The following is a 16717-nucleotide window of genomic DNA, read 5'->3' as shown; positions in this document are numbered from 1 at the left end:
GCGGCTGGGGCTACGGCCCCTCGACCACTTCATAAAAAGTTTTATCGCCTTCCATCACTTCTTTATAATAAACACCGCCGGGCGATTGATATAAGGTTTTACCGTTCTTCTTAAGAAGCTTACTATCCCTTGGCAACCTGTCCAACCGGTCGCCCACCTGCGGAGCGGTAATATATTTGTCATTGGAAGGTTTTGCATCGTTTTCAACGCGCCCTGGGGGCGCCTCTGCTGCTTCGTTATCAGCGTAGTCATCAACATTTCTCATGTCATCGACTTCGTTGTTATCCGTCACCGTCCCTTCACCATTTTGAAGCACGCCATCCCTGCCCACTATTTCGTAATCGCCGCCATCACTTTCACTGTGCTTATAATAAATAATGCCATCCTTCTGATAATAATATCTGCCTTCAATTTTTGTCAATTTTGCCGCCACTGGCAACCGGTTTACCCTTCCTCCGATCGGCGCCTCCACTACCTCAAACCCGGCGTCCTGCCGCTCTCTAAGAAACAAGCCATTATGTTGATAATAGACAATACCGTTAATCTCCGTTCTTATAGCGTCGGGGGGTAAACCTCTTACCCGCGCACCAACCGGCGGCACTACAACGCCCACATTTACAGCAACGCCGGGCCGAAAGCCATAACTTCTGAAACCAGCGCCAATACCCAATGAAATCACAGGAGCCGGCCGAAAAACCGGGTAATGGCGATGGTAGCGGCCCCATTGCGCCTTCGCATCTGTATGGATAAACAGGTACGATATCCCTAAAATTATGGTTAATGCAATCTGCTTCATTGCGGATCCTTTGTTTTTTGGACGAAGCCGGGGCCTAAATAGCTGCTTTGAGCCCAAAAAACTTTTGATACCGCTAAAGGTTCCGACAGCGTACCATAGCAGATAAAAAATTTCTTGTAAGTTTGGCGCTAATACACGGAATATGGCAAAAGCAAAAACTACGACAAAAAAGAAGGCAACGAAGCCCGCATCAATTTTAAATGATAAGTCGCTGACCTTCCTAAAAAATTATATCAACAATGCCTCGCCGGTAGGCTTTGAAAGTTGGGGACAAAAATTATGGCTGGATTATCTGGCGCCTTTTATTGATGAACAATTTGTCGACCCCTATGGTACTGCGGTAGGCATAATCAATCCCGGGCAACCCTTTAAGGTTGTGATCGAAGCGCATGCTGACGAGATTAGTTGGTTTGTCAATTATATCACCGACAACGGATTGATTTTCCTGAAGAGAAATGGCGGCGTTGACCATCAGATCGCGCCCGGCCTTCGCGTGAACGTGCACGGCAAGAAAGGCGTTGTAAAAGGTGTTTTTGGCTGGCCGGCCATTCACACGCGCATTGGGAAAGAGAATGAGAATCAGCCTAAAGTAGAAAACCTTTGTATTGATTGTGGCGTAAGAAGCAAAAAAGAAGTGGAGGAACTTGGCGTTCATATCGGCGCGGTGGTTACCTACCAGGATGGGTTTGACGAATTAGCCAACGATTTCTATGTAGGTCGTGCTTTTGACAATCGCATTGGCGGATTTATGATTGCGGAAGTTGCACGTTTATTAAAAGAAAGTAAAAAGAAACTTCCTTATAGCGTTTATGTGGTAAACGCTGTTCAGGAGGAAATCGGGCTCCGTGGCGCTGAAATGATCGCCCGCCGGATCAAGCCTGATGTGGCTATCATTACAGATGTGACTCATGACACCAGCCATTTTATGATCAACAAAAGAATTGAAGGTGATATTGCTTGTAGCAAAGGGCCTTCACTGGCTTATGGCCCCGCCATTCACAATAAGCTGTTAGCGTTTGTAGAACAAATTGCGGCGGATAAAAAAATACCTGTTCAATGGAGAGCCTTGAGCCGCAGTACCGGCACCGACACTGATTCTTTCGCCTATGCTAACGACGGTTGCCCCTCGGTTTTAGTTTCGATGCCTTTAAGATATATGCATACGACGGTTGAAATGATACATAAAGATGATATCGAAAATACGATTCGGCTTATGTATGAAACACTTTTAGCATTGACGCCCAAAACAAATTTGAGTTATTTGTAGGTGGGATGCTGGAGACTGGATATCGGATACTGGATGCTCTGGATGTTGGTTTAACCAAATCCAAACTTAGCTTGAAATTTCAAGCACCGAATTTATCTCAAGCACTCATTAAAAACCTGTCAAATATTTGGCAGGTTTTTGCATTTTCTTGAAGATCCGCTCGATCAATATTAAATAATTATTAAGCACTTTAATTTAACTGAATAAAAAATATCAAAACTTGATGTTAATCAATATTTAAATATGTTAAAGCTTAGTTACAATTTGTTAACATCGCCGAGCTAAATGTTAAATTTTATTGTGTTTCTTTGCGGCATAAAAATTCCTTTCTTATGCTAAAGAAAATTTTCTTTTTTATTACGCTGGCAGTCTTGTCGACTGCGATGGTTCACGCACAAACGCTAAAGGGTAAAGTTGTTGACGGTAATTCCCAACCTATTTCAGCGGCAACGGTAAACGTAGAAGGCACTACCGTTTCTACAGCCACCGACGCCTCAGGCGAGTTTGTTGTTAACCCTGGAAAAAGCTCGGGGAAACTTATTATTAGTCACATCAACTTTGTCGCAAAGAGTGTTCGGTTTACATCTTCTTCGACAGACATAGGTACCATAGTGTTAGATGCAAATGAAGAAAACCTTGACGAGGTTGTAGTCGTGGGAAAAGGTGTGATCGATCTAGCCAAAGATCGTAACACGCCAATAGCGGTTTCAACAATTAAAGGCCAGGACATTCAGGATAAGGCTGGTGCCGGCGACGTTACGCAAGCCCTAGTGAATGTTCCGTCGGTGTATGTAGGCGCTCAAGCAGGTGGATATGGCGATTCTCGAATCAGCGTACGAGGTTTTGGTCAGGATAATACCGCGTTTTTATTAAACGGTCAACCGATAAATGGAATGGAAGACGGTTTAATGTACTGGTCAAACTGGTCTGGCATGTCAGACATAGCTAGTGCTATCCAGGTTCAGCGCGGTTTGGGATCTTCCAAATTGGCCATTTCGTCTGTAGGTGGAACCGTAAACTTTGTGACGAAGGCTACCGAAATGAAACAAGGGGGATTCGCTTCTTTTGGCGCCGCAAATAACGAATACTATAAAGGTACTGTCGCCTACAACACCGGATTGGGAGCCAATGGGTGGGGCGTCAGCCTAATGCTTACGCACTGGCAGGGGAACGGCTACAATGCTGGGACAAAAGGGCTGGGACAAAACTACTTTCTATCTGTAGGTTATAGACCGAACGACAAACACCAATTCAATTTGTTGCTGACCGGCGCACCCCAATGGCACGACCAAAACTTTCAGGACAACATAAGCGACTATCTCAAATATGGCCGTAAATATAACGGCAACTGGGGTTATTTAGATGGCGAATATCTCACGGAAAGACGCAACTTTTATCACAAACCAGTTGCTAACTTTAACTGGGATTTCAAGATTAACGAATCAACTCAACTTTCAACCGTAGCCTACGCATCTTGGGGCCGTGGTGGGGGAACTGGAAATTATGGAAGTAGCTCCCATAAAAAATTTGATCAAAATGGTCAGGTTATATTTGACTCGATTTACGACTATAATGCGAAGGCTCCTAACGGGATAGGCAGCAGCTCCAATGGCAATTATCTTATTCGTTCGTCGATGAATAACCACGGTTGGTATGGCGTAGTATCAAACCTGAACAAAGAACTTTCTAAAAAGCTCAACCTGAATCTTGGTATTGACCTAAGAACTTACAAAGGCACTCACTATCGTCAGGTCGCTAATTTTCTGGGTTTAAACGGATGGAACGAAACTTGGAATCTTAAAGGTGAAGATCATCAATCTTCTTCTGCAAACCCCCTGGTGAAAAACGTTACGGAATCGCTTAAAGCTGATCCTTGGGTTGCTTTCTTCAACACAGCCGGTCAGGAACAGCGAATCGATTATGATTATTCCGAAAACATAAGCTATGGAGGCGTATTTGGCCAACTTGAATATACTGAAGAAAAATTCTCTACGTTTTTTCAAGGCGCGCTGTCTAATCAGTCCCACCGTAGAACAGATTTTGAATATCAGGAGCAGTTTAGAAAATCAGAAACAGTTAATAATATTGGCTACAATGTGAAAGCAGGGTTTGCAATCAGACCTGATGCGCAAAATACAGTATATGTGAATGCCGGATACTACTCTCGGCAGCCTTATCATGATAACATCTACCTCAACTTTTCAAACGAAGTAAATCCGCTCACTTCCAATGAGAAAATATTAGGACTTGAAGCCGGTTATAATTTTTCTTCAAGAATGTTTTCTGCATCCTTGAATGCATATAGAACTTCATGGAAAGACCGTGTAACCACCACCTCCCGACGTGCAGACGGCGATGAAACCATAGGTGGAATTACTGTTCCCGACGGCGCCATCATTTACAGCTCTAACCAGGGTGTAGAGCAAGTGCACATGGGTGTCGAACTGGATTTCATTTTAAGACCTGTGTATAACCTAGACATTACAGGTTATGCATCTCTAGGAAATTGGGAGTACAATGGCGATGTAATTACTACCCGTCGTGACGAAGACTTGAATACGTTGGATATAACAACAAGAGACGTAGACGGTGGCAAAGTAGGCAACGCTGCTCAAACGGTTTTTGGCCTGGGAGCCAGATATAGAGTAGTTAATAACTTGTCATTAGACGCCAACTGGAGATATTATGATAACCTGCACGCTGATGTTGTAACAAAGGACAATGTGAAATTACCTTCGTATGATCTTCTCGATGCGGGAGTAGCTTATCTCTTAAACCTGAAAGACAGAAAAGCCCTGCGTTTCCGCGTTGGCGTAAATAACCTACTACACGAAATCTATTTGTCTGATATGAGGACTTCAATAAAAGCTACGGACAATGTATCTAACTCTGACCCTTCGGCAGGTACTTATGAGTCTACTGGTCGACTTTATAAAGGCATTGCTGATGCAAATCAGGTTTATTTTGGTTTTGGAAGAACCTGGAATGCGAGTGTTCGATTCTCCTTTTAACTAAAAGATCATTTTTCATAAAAAAAACCGGCTTCGCGCCGGTTTTTTGCATTTACTGTTTAGCTGACCAACGCCTGATACTTTTTCCAGTTATCAAATATCATCCAAAGGTTGATAGCAAATAACACGAGCGGGATGGCGAGCGTGCCCGGATCCATTACCGCATGATGCAACACAATGCCGACCATTACCGGTAAAATAACAATCGCTCCCAACGCGCGCGTTTTGGGAAAAATAAAAAGCAAGCCGCCGACAATTTCCACCACCGCGACCAAAGGCATGAGCCAGGTTATTTGCATAAAGGCTCCAAAAATTTTCATTTGCTCCTCCGTCATCTCTGGCGCAGGCATGTAATTAAAGTGCTTGTTGAGTCCGGAATTGATAAACATCAGCCCGAACAGAAGGCTTAGAATAAATTTTACAACTTTCATTTTTAAATTGGTTTAGAGAAAGAAAGTTACTGATAATATGAAATCCTGCAAAACAAAAGGCTGCAACCATTGCATGTGGTTGTTTCGCTTTCGTGGGGCAGAAAGTTCGGGCCAAAATCAAGTCAACGCCTAATATCAGCCAAAATAGGGGCAAAAAAAATGTCCCAACATCAGTCGGGACATTTCTATTTGAAAAGAAATAATTAGGCTTTATCCGCTGCGTCTTTGTCAGCAGCGGGCTTTGCACTTGCTTCCTGATCCATTTTCTTTTTCAGATCAGCCAATACACCTAAATCTCCCAAAGTTGCTTTTTCAACTTTGCTTTGGATAGATTTAACGGCTTTCTTGGTTTTTTCAGCTTCTGCGCGCTCTGCTTTCTTCACACCTTCACGCTCAACATATTGTTCCTGCTCCCAAATTCTTGCGTGAGACACTACAATACGTTTTTCATTCCGATCAAATTCGATCACAACAAACTGAGCGGTTTCATCCAGGTTCAACGACTTACCTTCTTTCGTTGCCAGATGACGGGCCGGAGCAAATCCTTCTAAGCCGTAAGGCAGCTGAATGGTAGCGCCTTTGTCATCTTTACGCGTGATGGTTCCGTCGTGTACGCTGCCGATCGCAAATGTATCCTGCAGCGTGTTCCAGGGATCTTCTTCCAATTGTTTGTGGCCCAACTGAAGTTTGCGGTTTTCCTTATCGATGCCAAGGATCATTACATCAATTTTCTCGCCTACTTTAGTGTATTCTCCCGGATGGTTGAAACGCTTCAGCCAGCTTAGATCGCTGATATGGATCATACCACCAATACCTTGCGCCAATTCCACAAACACACCGTAGTTAGTGATGTTTTTAACCTCGCCTTCATGTTTGGTACCTTCAGCAAACCTGCTTTCGATATCATTCCATGGGTCTTCAGTTAATTGTTTGATAGAAAGGCTCATCTTACGGGTATCCTTATCAAGCGTAACAATTTTCGCTTCGTGTTCATCGCCCAATTTGAAGAAATCTTTCGCGTTGATAGGCGTGTTGGCCCATGTAATTTCGCTTACGTGAACCAGGCCTTCTACACCAGGATAGATTTCAAGGAATGCGCCGTAATCTTCGATATTAACAACTTTGCCTTTTACAGTATTGCCTTCTGCAATATCTTCAGGCAACACATCCCAAGGATGTGGCGTCAGTTGTTTCAAGCCAAGGCTGATACGTTTTTTCTCGTCGTCGAAATCCAATACCACCACATTTACTTTCTGATCCATTTTCAACACCTCGTTCGGGTGAGAAATACGTCCCCATGAAATATCTGTGATATAAAGCAGGCCGTCTAAGCCGCCCAAGTCCATGAACGCACCAAAATCGGTGATATTTTTAACGGTTCCTTCAAGTACCTGACCTTTCTCCAGTTTACCGATGATCTCAGCACGTTGTGCTTCCATATCGCTTTCAATAAGCGCTTTGTGAGATACAACAGCATTTTTAATGGTTTCGTTGATCTTAACCACTTTAAATTCCATTGTTTTACCCACAAACTGATCGTAGTCAGTAACAGGTTTAACATCGATTTGAGAACCGGGCAGGAAGGTTTCCATTCCGAATACATCAACGATAAGACCGCCTTTTGTTTTAGAAGTAACCAGACCGGTAACCACTTCGCCTGTTTTGTTAACCTCAACAATTTTTTCCCAGGCACGGGTAGTGCGGGCTTGTTTGCGGCTCAGGTTCAGGTGTCCGTCCCTGTCTTCTTTTTCAACGATCATTACTTCTACCTCGTCACCAATCGATAGTGCCGGCAGGTCGCGGAATTCGTTTAAAGAAATCAGGCCATCACTTTTAAAACCAATGTTTAAAACCACATCAGTTTTAGTAAGTCCTACAACGATACCGTTTACCAGTTCACCATCGTTCAGCTGAATGAAAGTGTTCTCATAAACTTTGTCGTACTTTTCTTTTTCTTCTTTAGAATAAGAAGAAACGTTGCGTTTGTCTACGCTCCAATCAAAATCATCGTGCGCAGTTTCTACGTTTTGCTCTTCAGCAGCGGCTGTTGCCGGTTCAGCAGGTGCAGTTGTTGTCGCTGTAGAAGCCTCTTCTACCGGTTCGGTAGCGCCCGCGTTCTCCTGTGCATCAGCGTTTAGTTGTTTAAAATAAAAATTCATAAAAAAATCCGAATGGGTTTAAAAATTCGGACTGCAAAGGTACGGATTAGTTTTCATCAATTTCACGCCGACTAAAAAATACTGATAAAATTTATATTGAAAATCAGCAACTTACAAACTATATCACTCCTTTTCCATACTTTTTATAATAGGCAATGAGCCATCCGACAACTTCGTTGTAAGAGGCGCGGCCCTTAGGCTGGTTGTTGGCTTTCAGAAAATAACCATAAAAACGGTCGATATATGGCTCTACCGGGTTGCGATATTTCTTATAAAATGCCACATATTCTTTCATATCCTTTTTCACCTGGCTATGCAGCGTGCTGTCGTACCGGTGCGCTGAAACGGAGTCGCCTATCGCCAGTTCGCGGATAGCGTAGTGGTACATATCGAAATAAACCGAGTATTTGAAGTTGATTGAAGGATGAAGGCGGCAAGCCAGGAACCCAACAAAATTAGCCTCGCTCTCTTTTGCATAACCGAGTTGGTGAGCAATCTCGTGTGACACAACAAAAGGTTCCACGCTTTTGGGAATCGTTGTATTTACCTGCGCCTCGCCCGTAAACGGATTATAATACCCCTGAAAACCTGCATAATTGCCGAGGTAACTAAAAAGCGAAGGCTTTACAGAATACCCCTTGTAAACAAGAAAAGGAAACCGGGTAGCCGCGATTTTGTATAAAAGAGAAGCATTAAAAAATACACTCCGCTTGGTCTTAAAAGAGTCGCGCGAAGCGGCGGTGAACGACACGGCATGTGCGTTCAATTTTCCGTGCAGCAGTTGCACCAGCGTGTCCACATCGCTTACGGTATAAGCCGCTTCTGCCAGGCCCATTTGGCGGGCAATACCGGCGCGGGAATAATTCAGGCCCCAAAGGCTATAAAATATAACGTAGGCCAGCAACGCGAAAAAGAGTAATTTCCGGAAAATCAACTTCAGGTATTTCCTGTTGAAACCGCCGGCGCGCATGGTTTTTATTATCCTAACCAGCTTGTAGATTAGAAAAATGATAACGAAACTATATAGCAAATCGCCGAAGCTAAAAGGAATCCAACCAAACAGGTATCGCAGTGACGCGCCCATCAAGGGATACAGCCCGTTTGAATAATATTTTTCAATGAAAGCCGGTGAAACGGATGCCATTTTTAACAACACAACAAGCACTATCAGGGCGAGCCAGCTTATCCACTTTTTAGAAAACCTGATTTTCATAACTACTTTCTAAAATAACTATTTAAAAATCATTTCATTATTACCCATGGAAAAAATACGAGGATGGGTTCAGTTCAGAGTTTATTCACACATTCGGGTGATGCCTTGGCATCTACGGGAAAAATACCCTAATTTTAGCCGTTATTGCCACATAAATTTGTCTATGTAAACAGGCATTTTATTAGGTAACCTATAAACCACACAACAATGAACGAAAAAAAACACAACAGCACTTTGAAATTACTCATCCTCGCTATATTAAAATTTGCAAGTAAAATTTTATCGCGAAAAAGAAAACCTATTGTAAGAAGAGAACTTTTCGACTACTACGCGATGTACCACCTTTCGTAAAATTTGGGTGAAATTTTTCTGCTATTATCAGATGCGCAAGAAACTTTGGGCCTGCGCCACAGGATCGTTGTGCCCTAGCTTTTCGCAAAATCACGCTAAGCGTTTTGAACTGACATGCTCCTTAATCCATAAAAAAGCCGTCCCAAATAAATAGGACGGCTTTGATTATTTTATAAATCTATTTAAGCTTCATGTCGCTTATGATTGCCTGGATTTTCTCGTCCAGTTTTTGATTCACCCGATCAAAATCGGCCGCGCTGTCCAGTTGTTCTTTGACGCTGAAATAGAATTTGATCTTAGGCTCGGTGCCGCTCGGCCTTGCCGAAATCAAAGAGCCGTCTTCGGTGATAAACTGCAACACATTCGATTTGGGAAGGTTGATCGGCGTCGCGTCGCGGGTTTGCATGTCGGTTTCTATGCCGCTGTCATAATCCAACACTTTCAAAACCTTCGACCCATTGATCGACTGAGGCGGATCATTGCGGTAGGCTTCCATCATCGCGGCAATTTGTTGCTGGCCGTCCATACCTTTTTTCGTGATCGAAATCAGGTCTTCTTTGTAAAAGCCATACTTGATGTAAAGTTCAATCAGCTTATCAAATAATGTCTTTCCTTTATCTTTTTCGTAAGCGGCCATTTCACAAAGCAGCGCTACCGCACTGACGGCGTCCTTATCCCTAATCTTATCCCCGATCATGAGGCCAAAGCTTTCTTCTCCACCAATTACATAATTTTCTTTTCCTTCTTTCAGCCTGATCATTTCAGCGATCCACTTAAACCCGGTCAGCACCCTGTAACAAGCTACCCCATTGCCCGACGCGAGGCCGTCGGCCATGCCTGTGGTAACGATTGTGGTAATGATCATGTCGTTGGGCTGCGCTATGCCTTTCTCTTTGCGCGCTTCCAACACATAGTTAAAAGCAAGCACAGCCGTTTGGTTTCCATTCATCAACACCCACTCGCCTTTGTTATTTTTTATACCGATGCCCACACGATCCGCGTCGGGGTCGGTGCCCAATAAAATATCGGCATTCAGCTCTTTTGCCTTTTGCAATCCAATACTCATCGTCTCTTTTTCTTCAGGATTTGGATAGGCCACGGTAGGAAAGTTGCCGTCAGGCGTTTGTTGTTCTTCAACAATATGAACATTCTTAAATCCAAATCGCTCCAGCACCTGCGGAACAAGCGTGATGCCGGTGCCGTGTATCGGCGTATAAACAATTTTCAGATCGCTATGCTTTTCGATTACTTCCGGATAAACGCTCAGCCCTTTTACCATTTCGATGTATTGCTCGTCCATCTCCTTTCCAATAATGGTAATATTTGACGCACCGCCACTCCATTTCACATCGTCTACCGACTTGATCTGCTCCACTTCTTTGATCACATTCTTATCGTGGGGAGGCACGAGCTGACCGCCGTCATTCCAATAAGCTTTATAACCGTTATACTCTTTGGGGTTGTGAGAAGCCGTGCAAACAACGCCGCCCTGGCAACCCAGTGTTCTGATCGCAAAAGAGAGTTCCGGCGTCGGCCGCAGGCTTTCAAACAAAAATACTTTGATGCCGTTGGCAGCAAATACGTTGGCTGTTGTTTCTGCGAAAAATCGGCTGTTGTTGCGGCTGTCATGCGCAATGGCCACTTTTACCTCGCCGTCCGAAAAAGATTTTTTCAGGTAGTTGGCATAGCCCTGCGTCGCCATGCCTACGGTGTATTTGTTCATGCGATTGGTGCCCACACCCATTATGCCCCTAAGGCCGCCTGTTCCAAACTCGAGGTTCTGATAAAATGAGTCAGCTAACTCGCTGCTGTTTTCGTTTTGCAGTTTTCTGATTTCGTTTTTGGTGTCTTCGTCATAACGACCCTGCAGCCATTGATCTATTTTTTCCTGAATTGCGTTATCCATACAATTTTTTGTTTAAGTGTTTGAAGATACTAATTTAGGGATAATGACAGGGGATTAAAAGCGATGATCGTTAAGATTTTTTTACGCATGGCAATGAGCCCAGGGCTTCCTCTGTTAGCAGAGAAGTCTTACCGGCAAAAGCAAGCTGTCGCTGACAGCAAAACACGGTTACAATTGGCCCGTCATTACTTCTTTAAATAACCTGAACGAATGCTCTTTTTTCTGCTGATCGAAGATCTGGCTAATAGCCATTACTTCCTGAACGCCGGTTTTTTGTAAAAAATGCTGCATCTTTTTCGCGATGGTGGGTTTATCACCGATAAAAGCGTAGGAAAGCATATGCTTCACGCCATATTCCTGCTCGGGCGTCCATAAACCGGCAAGCTGAGCAACATTGAAAGCTGGCATCAGCGGCGCGCGGGAGTTGGTAAAAATGCCCAGGAACATTTTATACATCGATGTGGAAAGAAACGCCGCTTCCTCCGCGGTGTCGGCAGCGATCACGTTTACGCAGGCCATGGCATAAGGCTCTTTTAACTGCGCGGAAGGTGTAAAATTATTCTTATAAATAGCAAGCGCTTCCAGCAGTTGAGCGGGAGCAAAATGCGCGGCAAAAGCATAAGGCAATCCCATTTGTGCTGCGAGGTAAGCGCTGTCGGTGCTCGAGCCCAACACCCATAGGGGCACTTCGACGCCTTCGCCAGGCAGCGCCCTTACTTTTGATGAAGCATTTTCACTGCTAAAATATTGTTGTAATTGTTGAATATTTGCTTTGAAGTCATAAGGCGCATTGATCGGCGCACTTCTGATGGTCATAGCGGTCAACCCATCCGTTCCGGGCGCCCGGCCCAGCCCCAAATCTATCCGGTTAGGATAGAGCGATCCCAGTGTTCCGAACTGCTCAGCAATAATCAAAGGCGAATGATTGGGTAACATAATGCCGCCCGACCCGACGCGAATGGTTGCAGTACCGCCAGCCACATATCCAATCAACACCGAGGTAGCAGCGCTGGCAACGCTTTCCATATTGTGATGCTCCGAAAACCAATAGCGGGTGTACCCTTGCGCTTCAGCAAACCGGGCCGTTTGCAAACTGCGGGCAAAAGTTTGCTGCAGCGTATCGCCGTGGCAGACGGTGGCAAGATCGAGAATGGAATATTTGAGGCCGTCAAAAATTTGATCCGTCATTGTTTGTTAAATTATGTTCTTAAAAACAAACAATCTTCAAAATAGTTGTCCGGGGCGCTAAGCCGAACTGCCCAATCGGGCGTTCATTTTTACCTGCCTTTTTTTGGCAAGATTAATAAAGAATACACTACAGAGAATTACGGCCAGGCCGCCCAGTTGCATAGCCGTTAAGCGATCGTGATTAATAAACACGCCCAGGAGTACGGCTACCAGAGGGTTTACATAAGCATAGGTGCTTACCTGGGTAGCGCTGCGAACGCTTAATAAAAAAACATAAGCGCTATATCCGATAATAGAGCCGAACAACACCAGGTAGGCAACCGCCAGCCACGCGCTTACCGGCACCTGCGTCCATTGCATCATTTTAAATTCACCATTCAAAAGCCCCGTTAAGGTAAATGCCAGGCCGGCCGCGAGCATTTGCCAGGCAGAGTTGACGGAAGATGAGGTATTTTTCACCTTGTATTTTGAAAACAGCGATCCTAAAGCCCAGCTGATATTGGCAAGGCAAAGAATAATGAGCGCGGCCAGGCTTTGCTGATAACCGGTTTCCACGATCTTTTCATAAAAAAGGGCAATGACGCCGAGTAGCCCGATCGACACGCCAATTAATGTAAACCTGTTACTGAAATTTTGCTGCCAGTTCACCTTATCGAGCAGCAAAAACCAAAGCGGCGCTGAGGCCAGAAATATAGCGACAAAAGAACTGGGCAAAAATTGTTCGGCCCAAATAACAGCGCCGTTTCCCAGGAAGAGCATCAGCGTGCCGCTGATCATAGCCGGCATTAAGGCTTTCCGGTTCCATATTTTTTCACCTCTTGCCGACACCCACGCCATTAATATTAATCCGGCTACTATAAAACGTACCGCCCCGAGTATCATCGGCGAAATGCTTTTCACCGCCATTTCAATAAAAAAATAAGTAGACCCCCAAATCAGGTACACGGCGGCGAAAGCCAGCACGACAATTAATAAGGAGGGTGATTTTTTTGTGGCGTCCATAATTTTCGGAACTGCAATTTAGTAACAAAGACGATCTGTTTTAGTTCGAAACCCCATGCTTTTTTTAACGTGGCCTTCTCCGGCGCTGTGCGTGATAAAAATTTTTCATGTAAGTTTGGCAATGCTATCAAAACATAGATTTTTTCCGCCCCTTTTTATGCTTATTGTTATTGCGGGCCACGCGCAACAAGCATCAAAACCCAATATTCTTTTCATCATTTCCGACGATCTTACCACAACTGCAATCGGCGCTTATGGCAATCCGCGTCCTGTTACGCCTCATATCGACAAGCTGGCCAAAAGCGGTGTGCTTTTCGAGCGCGCTTACTGCCAGTTTCCCGTTTGCGGCCCTTCAAGGGCTTCTTTCCTGTCGGGCTACTATCCTACGGCTACCGGAACGCTTGGGTACACCAGCGGCCGTGAAAATATTGGCGATAAAAAAATGCTGCCAGAACTGTTTAAGGCCAATGGATATTATACTGCGCGCGTGAGTAAAATCTTTCACATGGCTATTCCATCCGACATCGAAAAGGGAACGGATGGAACCGATGACCCCCGTAGCTGGACCGAACGGTTCAACAGTCAAAGCCCCGAGTGGCAATCGAAAGGAGCAGCAGAATTGGTGCAGGATAATCCGACCGGCAGCATTGAGCGGAAGGGAGGCAATGTGATGACTATTGTGAAAGCAGAAGGCGGCGATTTATCACAGGCAGACGGAAAAACGGCCGCTAAAGCCTGCGAACTCATCAGCGCCCATAAAAACGAACCCTTTTTCCTCGCCGTTGGACTTGTGCGCCCCCATGTTCCCTTTGTCGCGCCTAAAAAAGACTTTAAATCTTTCCCCTTTCAAAATATCTCGCTTCCGCTACAGCAACCCGACGACTGGGACGATATCCCCAAGAGAGGGATCAATTATGTCAACAGTATCAAAAATAAAATGGACGAGGAGGATAAAAAGAAAGCTATTGCCGCCTATTATGCCTCAGTACATTTTATGGACCGCCAGGTAGGGAAGATTTTAAAAACGCTAAAGAAAGAAGGCCTGGAAGATAATACGATCGTTGTTTTTACGAGCGATCATGGGTTTCATCTAGATGAACATGAGTTTTGGATGAAAGTGAGCCTGAAGGAAGAATCGGCCCGGGTGCCGCTCATCATCAAAGTGCCCGGCTATGCACCGGCTCGGGTTGGGTCCTTTGCCGAACTGATCGATTTATACCCCACGCTGACCCAGCTCGCCGGCCTTAAAGCAGAGAACAAAATTCAGGGGCGCTCGCTTACGCCAGCACTGAAAAACCCTCGGGCTTCCATCCGCGATACGGCCTTCAGCATCACACAACCTGGCGATATTTATTTGCTGCGCACTCGAAACCATGCTTATATTCAATATGGAAAAGACGGACAGGACGGCATCGAGCTTTTCGATATGGCCGCCGATCCAAAACAATTTCACAACCTGGCAAAAGAGGAGGCACAAGCCGCAACGGTTGCAAAATTCCGCGAAGCGCTACAGCAGAAAATAGCCGATATAAAAGACAATGATTTGTAAGCAGATGGAAACACCCCGTTTTAAGTTTTTCTAAAAGATACATCCCCTACATTTGCATCAATATTATTGCAAGTAAGAAGATTACAGGCTGCCGCTAAAAAATAAAACTCATAAATGAAACTTATTTTAACGCTATTTACGACGCTTTCCTTTTTTTTAATCGCCTGCAACGGCAACGAAACTAATTCGGAGAGCACGCAAACCGAAGGGCCGGCGGGCGCAGCAGCTATCCCTTCTATCAGCCTCTCAATCGTGAAAACATTTCCCCACGACACATCGTCTTTTACGCAAGGGCTGGCTTTTTACAACGGTGAACTCTACGAAGGAACCGGCGGAGCAGCCTACGACGCTGTGGGCAGCAAGTTTTCGCGTTTAATGAAAATTGACCTGGAAACAGGAAAAGCAAAACAAGCGATTGACCTCGACCCGCAGTATTTTGGCGAAGGCATCACCATCCTGAATGACACGGTTTATCAGCTAACCTGGCGCGAACATAAAGTTTTTGTGTACACTCTCGCAGATTTTAAAAAGATAAAAGAGTTTGATTTGAATACCGAAGGTTGGGGTATTACCAACAATGGCAAAGAGTTGATCGTAACAGACGGGTCGGGGAATTTATACTTTTACGAACCGCAAACTTTTCAGCTGCTGCATACGCAATCGGTAACCTCCAACGGCGAACTGGCTTACAACCTGAACGAGCTGGAATATATTGACGGATTTATTTATGCGAATGTGTGGCAGCAGCCTTATATCTGGAAGATTGACCCTTCGAATGGTTTGATTGTTGGAAAAATAGACGTGTCGGATATCTGGCAACGTGTAAATGGCCAGGAGCCAAACTATGTCCCGAACGGTATTGCGTACGATGCAGCAACAAGGAAAATTTATATTACCGGCAAAAAGTGGCCGGCGTTATATGAAGTGCAGTTAGCTCAATAAATCTTTTGCTTTAACAACATAGATAACCGAGCAGCAGGCCTCTACTTTTCCAAGCGCATTCATGTTAGAAGCCAGGCCATGCAGGCCGGCGCTGATATAATTGATTTTGCCGGTTTTATATTTACTGCTCAACATATCTACATAAAAACTGTCAAACCACATCGGCAGCATTTTTTCGATGGCCAGCCCATGCCGCTTCAGCAATGTTCCCATCGCCTCCGGAGAAAAATGGTATAAATGCCGCGGCACATCATATCCCGCCCAAAACTGTTCGTATACGCCCGCATCCTTACTGGTATAATTCGGCACCGCAATAAACAACCGGCCGCCTGGCTTCAGCAGCTTTTTCAACTGACTCACATATTCCTGAAGCGTGTGCACGTGTTCCAACACATGCCAAAGGCTTATCGCGTCAAAACCGGACGCTTCTAAATTGAAGATCTCGTGAGAAGGCTTTACGTCTATAGCAAATTGGCGGGCTTTTTCCCTGGCTCCGGCATCCGGCTCTAAACCGGTCACTTCCCACCCCTGCTGCTGCATTGCCTGCAAAAAAGTGCCTGTACCGCAGCCCACATCCAGTAGTTTTCCTTGTTTGAGCCCGGTGTATTTTTTTACAGTGTCGGCCTTTTGTTGCATCGTGCGCACACGCACTTTTTGATAGAGCTTATTGATCAGCCCCTTCTTACTATCGCTGTGAGAAATATAATCTTCCGACTGATAATAAGCGCCAATATGATCGACATCGGGCACGTCTTGCGTGATCCTCACGGTGCAGTTTTCGCAATGCACCACATCAAACTCGCGCCCGCTTACCGTATAGTCTTTAACACGAAAAACAAATTGCAAATCGCCTGTTCCGCAAACCGGGCAGAAATCGTAGTGAATATGGGGCATGGCAGACG

The 16717-nt window shown here is 44.9% G+C and carries 13 protein-coding genes; 5 read left to right on the top strand and 8 right to left on the bottom strand.

The features are described from left to right. Positions 1-10 precede the first annotated feature (10 nt). Positions 11-796: a DUF6515 family protein gene (locus tag ABDK00_RS03775; protein ID WP_346238176.1), complete on the bottom strand. Its 786-nt coding sequence runs from the start codon at positions 794-796 to the stop codon at positions 11-13. Between the two features lie 142 nt (positions 797-938). Here ABDK00_RS03775 and ABDK00_RS03770 point away from each other — a divergent pair, with 142 nt between their 5' ends. Together ABDK00_RS03770 and ABDK00_RS03765 are read left to right on the top strand one after the other, a co-directional pair. Further along, positions 939-2063, top strand: a complete 1125-nt coding sequence (locus tag ABDK00_RS03770; protein ID WP_346238175.1) for a M42 family metallopeptidase — start codon at positions 939-941, stop codon at positions 2061-2063. Between the two features lie 332 nt (positions 2064-2395). Beyond that, positions 2396-5074, top strand: a complete 2679-nt coding sequence (locus ABDK00_RS03765) for a TonB-dependent receptor (protein WP_346238174.1) — start codon at positions 2396-2398, stop codon at positions 5072-5074. Between the two features lie 59 nt (positions 5075-5133). Here the strand turns inward: ABDK00_RS03765 and ABDK00_RS03760 are convergent, their stop codons facing one another. The 3 genes from ABDK00_RS03760 to ABDK00_RS03750 form a co-directional block, all read right to left on the bottom strand. Then, positions 5134-5505, bottom strand: coding sequence for a DoxX family membrane protein (locus ABDK00_RS03760; protein WP_346238173.1), 372 nt, complete (start codon positions 5503-5505; stop codon positions 5134-5136). 203 nt (positions 5506-5708) lie between these two features. Continuing rightward, positions 5709-7664 carry a 30S ribosomal protein S1 gene (rpsA, locus tag ABDK00_RS03755; protein WP_346238172.1) on the bottom strand — a complete coding sequence of 652 codons (1956 nt, stop codon included), beginning with the start codon at positions 7662-7664 and terminating at the stop codon, positions 5709-5711. Between the two features lie 118 nt (positions 7665-7782). After that, complete coding sequence (locus tag ABDK00_RS03750) at positions 7783-8877, bottom strand: DUF3810 domain-containing protein (RefSeq protein WP_346238171.1); 1095 nt, start codon at positions 8875-8877, stop codon at positions 7783-7785. A gap of 207 nt (positions 8878-9084) precedes the next feature. Here ABDK00_RS03750 and ABDK00_RS03745 point away from each other — a divergent pair, with 207 nt between their 5' ends. Further along, complete coding sequence (locus ABDK00_RS03745; protein WP_346238170.1) at positions 9085-9228, top strand: hypothetical protein; 144 nt, start codon at positions 9085-9087, stop codon at positions 9226-9228. Positions 9229-9406: 178 nt separating this feature from the next. Here ABDK00_RS03745 and ABDK00_RS03740 read toward each other — a convergent pair whose 3' ends face one another. The 3 genes from ABDK00_RS03740 to ABDK00_RS03730 all read right to left on the bottom strand — a co-directional run bounded on the left by ABDK00_RS03740 (position 9407) and on the right by ABDK00_RS03730 (position 13324). Further along, the gene (locus tag ABDK00_RS03740) at positions 9407-11134 is read right to left on the bottom strand and encodes a phospho-sugar mutase (RefSeq protein ID WP_346238169.1); all 1728 of its coding nucleotides are present in this window, start codon (positions 11132-11134) and stop codon (positions 9407-9409) included. A 168-nt stretch (positions 11135-11302) separates the two neighbouring features. Beyond that, positions 11303-12322, bottom strand: coding sequence for an LLM class flavin-dependent oxidoreductase (locus ABDK00_RS03735; RefSeq protein ID WP_346238168.1), 1020 nt, complete (start codon positions 12320-12322; stop codon positions 11303-11305). A gap of 57 nt (positions 12323-12379) precedes the next feature. Then, entirely contained in the window at positions 12380-13324 is a 945-nt protein-coding gene (locus ABDK00_RS03730; protein WP_346238167.1) for an EamA family transporter, read from the bottom strand. Between the two features lie 157 nt (positions 13325-13481). Here ABDK00_RS03730 and ABDK00_RS03725 point away from each other — a divergent pair, with 157 nt between their 5' ends. Continuing rightward, positions 13482-14873 (top strand): sulfatase, encoded by a 1392-nt coding sequence (locus ABDK00_RS03725; RefSeq protein WP_346238166.1) that lies wholly within the window; start codon positions 13482-13484, stop codon positions 14871-14873. A gap of 114 nt (positions 14874-14987) precedes the next feature. Further along, positions 14988-15815, top strand: coding sequence for a glutaminyl-peptide cyclotransferase (locus ABDK00_RS03720; protein ID WP_346238165.1), 828 nt, complete (start codon positions 14988-14990; stop codon positions 15813-15815). On the opposite strand, the gene ABDK00_RS03715 is transcribed toward ABDK00_RS03720, so the two are convergent. Further along, positions 15804-16709, bottom strand: coding sequence for a class I SAM-dependent methyltransferase (locus ABDK00_RS03715; protein WP_346238164.1), 906 nt, complete (start codon positions 16707-16709; stop codon positions 15804-15806). The two genes, ABDK00_RS03720 and ABDK00_RS03715, sit on opposite strands and share 12 nt — an antisense overlap. Positions 16710-16717 lie beyond the last annotated feature (8 nt).

It is taken from the genome of Niabella insulisoli (assembly GCF_039652435.2).
Lineage (GTDB): Bacteria > Bacteroidota > Bacteroidia > Chitinophagales > Chitinophagaceae > Niabella > Niabella insulamsoli.
This window is presented reverse-complemented; position numbering and strand designations above follow the sequence as displayed.